Source organism: Bradyrhizobium sp. UFLA05-108, from assembly GCF_059803455.1.
Genome location: NZ_JBANAZ010000139.1, coordinates 1 through 6550 on the forward strand (window position 1 = coordinate 1; position 6550 = coordinate 6550).

The following is a 6550-nucleotide window of genomic DNA, read 5'->3' on the forward strand; positions in this document are numbered from 1 at the left end:
CGGCAACGCCTACGGCTCCTCGCCGCACGGCGGCGTGCTGGTGGTCGCCGGCGACGACCACGGTTGCGTCTCCTCCTCGATGCCGCACCAGTCCGACGTCGCCTTCATGAGCTGGTTCATGCCGACGCTGCATCCGGCAAGCGTCAGCGAATATCTGGAGTTCGGCGAATATGGCTACGCGTTGAGCCGCTTCTCCGGCATGTGGGTCGGCTTCAAGGCGATCTCGGAGATCGTGGAATCCGGCGCCTCGGTGGCGCTGCGTCCGCCGCGCCTCTTCCGCACGCCGGACTTCACACCGCCGCCGGGCGGGCTGCACTATCGCTGGCCGGATCTGCCGGGGCCGCAGATCGAGGAGCGGCTGGAGGCGAAGAAGCACGCGGTCTATGCCTTCGCAAAGGCCAATCCGATCGACCGGCACATCTACGACATCCCGCACGCGACCTATGGCATCGTTACCACCGGCAAGGCGCATCTCGACCTGATGGAGGCGCTGCGCCTGATGGGCCTTGATGAGGGCGCATGCCGCAGCATCGGCATCGACATCTACAAGGTCGGCATGGTCTGGCCGCTGGCGCTGCACGACGCGATGGAGTTCGTGAAGGACAAGCGCGAGATCCTGGTGGTCGAGGAGAAGCGCGGCATCATCGAGAGCCAGTTCAAGGAGTATTTTTACGATTATCCTGGCTCGAAACCCGAGCGCATGGTCGGCAAGCATGACGAGCGAGGGGCGCGGCTGATCTCCTGGATCGGCGAATTGTCGCCACGCGCGCTCGCGGGCGTTTTGGCGCGGCGGCTCGACCCGATGTTTCCGGGGTTGAACCTCGCCGCGCGTGCGGCCGCGCTGTCGCCGGAGGCAGAGCGCGTGATCACCGTCAGCGGCGCGACGCGCACGCCCTATTTCTGCTCGGGCTGCCCGCACAATACGTCAACCAAAGTCCCCGAAGGCTCCAAGGCGCTGGCCGGCATCGGCTGCCATTTCATGGCGAGCTGGATGGACCGCGAGACCTCGTCGCTGATCCAGATGGGCGGCGAAGGCGTGAACTGGGCGGCTTCGTCAAGGTTCACCGGCCACAAGCACGTGTTCCAAAATCTCGGCGAAGGCACCTACTATCACTCCGGCTCGATGGCGATCCGGCAGGCGATCGCCGCGAAAGCCAACATCACCTACAAGATCCTGTTCAACGACGCGGTGGCGATGACCGGCGGCCAGCCGGTCGATGGCCCCGTCAGCGTGCACGCGATCGCGCACAGCGTCCGCGCCGAGGGCGTTTCGCGCATCGCGCTGGTGTCTGACAATCCCGCGCGGTTCTCGCCCGCGGATTTACCTGACGGCGTGACCATCCATCCGCGCGAGGAGATGGACGCCGTGCAACGCGAGTTGCGCGAGGTCGAAGGGGTCTCCGTGCTGATCTATCAGCAGACCTGCGCCACCGAAAAGCGCCGCCGGCGCAAGCGCGGTCAGATGGCCGATCCGAAACGCTTTGCCTATATCAACGATCTCGTCTGCGAAGGTTGCGGCGACTGTTCGGTCGAGTCCAACTGCCTGAGCGTCGAGCCGAAGGAGACGCCGTTCGGCCGCAAGCGCCAGATCAACCTGTCGGCCTGTAACAAGGATTTTTCCTGTCTCAACGGCTTCTGCCCGAGTTTCGTGACCGTCGAAGGCGCCGCGCGTCGCGCGAAGACCGCGAGCAATATCGACGCGATCGGCCGCGCGGCGACGCTTCCCCTGCCGGCCCCCACGTCGCTCGATCGGCCCTACGATCTCCTGGTGACCGGCGTCGGCGGCACCGGCGTGATCACCGTGGGCGCGCTGATCGGCATGGCCGCGCATCTCGAACGCCGCGGCGTCTCGGTGCTGGATTTCACCGGCTTTGCGCAGAAATTCGGCCCCGTGCTCAGCTACATCCGTCTTGCCGCGAGCCCGGAGGCGCTGCATCAGGTACGTATCGATCAGGGCGCCACTGACGCACTGATCGGCTGCGATCTCGTCGTCAGCTCCTCACCAAAGGCCTCCGGCACTTATCGCCGCGGCACGCGCGCCGCGATCAACACGGCGGAGATGCCGACCGGCGACGTCGTCCGCTTCCGCGACGCCGATCTCGCCTCGCCCGCCCGCCTGCACGCGATCCGCCAGGTCATCGGCGACGGCAACCTCGGCACCATCAACGCAAACGCGCTGGCCGAGCGTCTGCTCGGCGATGCCGTCTACGCCAACATCATCATGCTCGGATTTGCCTGGCAGCGCGGACTAGTGCCGGTCTCGCCGCAAGCTTTGCTGCGCGCGATCGAGCTCAATGGCGTCGCGGTCGAGCGCAACAAGCAGGCATTTGCCTGGGGCCGCATCGCCGCGGCCGATCCGGATTTTCTCTCGAGGCCGGAGGGCTCTCCCGTCGCCGAGACGCTCGATCAGGTGATCGACCGTCGTGCCGAATTTTTGACTGCGTATCAGGACGCGAGCTATGCGGCGCGCTATCGGGCAATGATTGCAAAGGTGCGCAGCGCTGAGAGGAGATTCGGCAGCGAGGCGCTGACCGATGCGGTCGCGCGGTCCCTGTTCAAGCTGATGGCCTACAAAGACGAATACGAGGTGGCACGCCTGCACATGCAGACCGGCTTTCTGGACACGCTCAAGCGCGAGTTCGACGGCGATTTCAGGGTCAACTATCATCTGGCGCCGCCCTTCCTCCCCTCAAAGCGCGACGCGCGCGGGCGGCCGCGCAAGCGCACTTTCGGGCAGTGGATCCAGATGCCGCTTGCCGTGCTCGCACGGCTGAAGACACTGCGCGGCACACCGTTCGATCCGTTCGGCTACACCGCCGAGCGGCGCGCGGAACGGGAACTGATCACCTGGTACGAGAGAACGATCGACGTGTTGCTCGGCAAGCTCGAGACTGCGTCCCTGACGGATCTTGTGGCAATAGCCAAGGCCCCCATGGACATTCGCGGTTATGGGCCGGTGAAGGATGCAGCAACCACGAAGGTCAAGGCCGAGGTCGCATCCTTGCTGGCGCAGCCGGCATCTGCCCGGGCAGCCTGAGGCGCGGCGTCCACAAAAATGAGGACAGGCACCGTCCTCGGCCTGAGGTAAGCTCCGGCGGTCACCTTCGCCGACGGGGAGCCGCATGGAACGCAGAACTGTTTCGCTGAATTCGACCATCGCCAGCCTCATCCTGTCTGTCGCCGTGCTGCCGGCGCCCGCGCTCGCACAGCAAGCGATCGATCTCGACCATCTGACGATGACCCAGGCCGCAGCGGACATCTGCGCAGGCAAGGTCACGAGCAAGGCGCTGACATCGGCAACGCTTGCCCGCGCCAGGGCCAATCCCAATCTGAATGCTTTCATCACGCTGGACGAGTCCGGCGCCATGAAGGCCGCGGAGGCCTTCGATGCGCGGCCCAGGAAGCGCCAGTGCCAGCCGCTTGGCGGCGTGCCCATCGTGATCAAGGACAATATCGAGGTCGCCGGACTGCCCTCCAGTGCCGGCACGCCGGCGCTGAAGAGTTTCATGCCGAAGAAGGACGCTGCCGTCGCGGCGAGGCTGCGCGCAGCCGGCGCGATCATCATCGGCAAGACCAACATGCACGAGCTGGCCTTCGGCATCTCCGGATACAATGGGGGCTTCAAAACCGGCGCCGAGCCCGGCGTCCGCAACGTCTATGATAACAGCAAGATCGCCGGCGGCTCCTCGTCTGGAACAGCCGCCGCGATCGGTGCGCGGATCGTGACCGCAGGCCTCGGCACCGACACCGGCGGATCGGTCAGAATCCCCTGCGCGCTCAATGGCTGTGCGTCGCTGCGGCCGACCGTCGGACGCTATCCGCAAGGGGGCATCGCGCCGATCTCCCACACCCGCGACACTGCGGGCCCGATGGCGGCAACCATCAGGGACGTAGCGGCGCTCGACCGTGTCATCGCCGGCGGCAGCGCGATCGCTCCCGCCGATCTGAAGCAGGTGCGTATCGGCGTCGTGAAAACCATGCAGGCCAATCTCGACGGCGATACGGATGCCGCCTTCAAAGGGGCGATCGACAAGCTCAAATCGCAGGGCGTCACCGTGGTCGATGTCGAGATGCCACAACTCGCCGAGCTCAACGGCAAAGTGAGTTTCCCCGTGGCCATCTATGAGGCCAGTGAAGACATGGTCGCCTATCTCAAGCACACCGGCACCGGCATCACCATCGAAGCGCTGGCCAAGGAAATTGCAAGTCCCGATGTAAAAGGCACCTATGATGGCCTGGTGATCCCGCACAAATTGCCTGGTCCCGACAACACGGTTGTTGATGGCAAGCCGGTCTACGACGCGGCTATGAAAACAGCTCGTCCGGCGCTCCAGGCGCTCTATCGCGACACCTTCGCGAAGAACAGGCTCGATGCGATCGCCTTCCCGACCACGCCGGAAGTCGCGATCGAGGCGAACCCCGATTCCAGCAGCCTGCCTAATTTCCTGCTCTTCATCCAGAACACCGATCCCGGCAGCAATGCCGGTGTTCCCGGCATCCAGATTCCGGCCGCACTGGGCGCTTCGAGCAAGCTGCCAGTTGGTCTCGAGCTCGATGGGCCCGCCGGAAGCGACCGCCGGCTGCTCGCGATCGGAATGGCGATGGAGAAGGTGTTCGGGCGGCTGCCGGCGCCGACGCACTGATCAAAGCGCGATGGGATCAGGATGAATCGTCATCGCGCTTGAGGCTAGTGCCTTAAGGCTAGTGCCTTGCCAGCAGGCTGGCGACGCCGCTGCGGCGGCGCACGCCGAGCTTCTCGAAGATGCGCTTCAGATAGGTGCGGACCGTCGACACCTCGACCTGGAGCCGGTGGGCGATCTCCTTGTCGCTGAGATCATCGCCGATCATGCGCGCGATTTCGAACTCGCGAACCGAGAGCTTGAGAACCGGTGATGCACCGCCCTCCACGGCGCCGCCGTTTGCGCGGACGAGCGCTCCCGTGAATGCCGGCTCGATCAGCCGCAGCAACTCCAGCGTATGGACGTCGAAATTGTCCCGCATACGGCCGCGCCAGATCCTGACATCGCCGATGTTGCGATTGCCGGCAAAAGTATAGGCGTTGACGCCCCAATGGAGACCGTCGCGGGCGAGGAAGTCGTTGAAGAACTCCGTGCGCATGAGGTCGCGTTGCGGCATCACCTGCGTCACCAGAGTTGCTTCACGGCGTGCCTGGAGCTTGAAGGTGATGGGATCGTGGTACTGGTAATAGGCGTCGTAGTTTGCAAGGTTCTTCGGATCCATGTGCAGGAACACGGCCTTGCCGAAAGTCTTCGTCGCGGCCTGCCAGACGAAAGATGCGTAGTAATCTGCCTGCAGCAATTCGAGCAGATGATGTCCGACCGCTTCACGGACGTCGCGTTCCGCCATGTCCTCGGACAACAGCCCGAAGATGCGCGCGAGGCCCCTGCTCTCTGCAGCGGTGACGTACATGGCGCCACCAGTCTAACGGGCAAATCTGAGCAGGGGAACCGGCTTCACCATCAATCGCGTCAGGCGTAGGGATTGATCAGCTTCTGCTGCTCGGCGCTGTGATGCACGAGCATGTCGATGAAGGTCCTGACCTTCGCCGACAGATGATGGCGATGCGGATAGACCGCGTTCATCGACAGCTCCATCGGCCGGAATTCCGGCAGCAGGCGAACCAGGCGGCCGGCTTCGAGATCGTCGTGCACCAAAAATCCCGCCGCCAGGCAAATGCCGGCGCCTTGCAGCGCAACGGTTCGCAAGGCCTCACCGCTGTTGGTCATGAGAGTGCCGGATACGCGAACCGATGCCGGGTTTCCCTTGCGATCGAGAAAGCGCCACTCGTCGAAGGGATAGTTCAGGTGACGCACGCAATTGTGCTCCGCTAGCTCCTCGAGCTGCTGCACGCGTCCGCGCGCCTCGATATAGGCGTGCGAGCAGCACAGCACGTGCCGCCAGGTCGCAAGGCTGCGAACGATCAGGCTTGAATCCGGCGGCGACGTCATGCGCAGCGCCAGATCAAATCCCTCCGCAATCAGATCGATATTGGCTTCGCCCATGCGCAAATCGACCTTCACCTCCGGATAGGCGGACAGGAATTCGGCCACCACGGGCGCGACGAACGGCACCATGTGGGTGGCGGAGTGGATCCGCAGCGTACCGCGCGGCGTCGATTGCAGCGCGCCTGCGATATCGTCGGCCTGTTCGAGATCGGCGAGGATCTGCGTCGAGCGGTCGTAATAGGCCTGGCCGATCTCGGTGAGACTCACTTTCCGCGTCGTGCGGTTGAGGAGGCGCACGCCGAGCCGGTCCTCCAGCGCCTGGACGTGGTTGCTCACCATGGTCGTCGACATGTTGAGCCGGCGGGCGGCGGCTGAGAAACCGCCGCTGTCGACCACCCGGACGAAGGCCGTGAGGCTGGTGAAGCGGTCCATGATCGAGGCTCCGATTATCCGCTGCGGCTGGATAATGCTTCCAGTTCTTCGTGGATTATCACAACGGATGGGACAGCGCACATTGGCAGCCAACGAGGGCGAGCTTCCCAGAGAGGACGCCCGGAGATCCGGAGAGTGCCATGTCGACCACC

Annotated in this window: 4 protein-coding genes; 2 read left to right on the forward strand and 2 right to left on the reverse strand. The window is 64.3% G+C overall.

From position 1 onward, the window contains the following. Both SO140_RS45020 and iaaH read left to right on the forward strand, forming a co-directional pair. Nucleotides 1-3037, forward strand: a 3037-nt coding sequence (locus SO140_RS45020) for an indolepyruvate ferredoxin oxidoreductase family protein (protein WP_498544125.1), incomplete at its 5' end; no start/stop codon positions are given. A gap of 178 nt (nucleotides 3038-3215) precedes the next feature. Continuing rightward, nucleotides 3216-4643 (forward strand): indoleacetamide hydrolase, encoded by a 1428-nt coding sequence (gene iaaH / locus SO140_RS45025; RefSeq protein WP_449377582.1) that lies wholly within the window; start codon nucleotides 3216-3218, stop codon nucleotides 4641-4643. A 58-nt stretch (nucleotides 4644-4701) separates the two neighbouring features. Here iaaH and SO140_RS45030 read toward each other — a convergent pair whose 3' ends face one another. Together SO140_RS45030 and SO140_RS45035 are read right to left on the reverse strand one after the other, a co-directional pair. Beyond that, nucleotides 4702-5430, reverse strand: coding sequence for a helix-turn-helix transcriptional regulator (locus tag SO140_RS45030; protein ID WP_449377497.1), 729 nt, complete (start codon nucleotides 5428-5430; stop codon nucleotides 4702-4704). A 59-nt stretch (nucleotides 5431-5489) separates the two neighbouring features. Beyond that, the gene (locus SO140_RS45035) at nucleotides 5490-6398 is read right to left on the reverse strand and encodes a LysR family transcriptional regulator (RefSeq protein ID WP_449377498.1); all 909 of its coding nucleotides are present in this window, start codon (nucleotides 6396-6398) and stop codon (nucleotides 5490-5492) included. Between the last annotated feature and the right edge of the window lie 152 nt (nucleotides 6399-6550).

Bases quoted from the DNA above. Each gene is read 5' to 3' on its own strand.
- SO140_RS45030 (WP_449377497.1), bottom strand. From the start codon at position 5,430: ATGTACGTCACCGCTGCAGAGAGCAGGGGCCTCGCGCGCATCTTCGGG.
- SO140_RS45035 (WP_449377498.1), bottom strand. From the start codon at position 6,398: ATGGACCGCTTCACCAGCCTCACGGCCTTCGTCCGGGTGGTCGACAGC.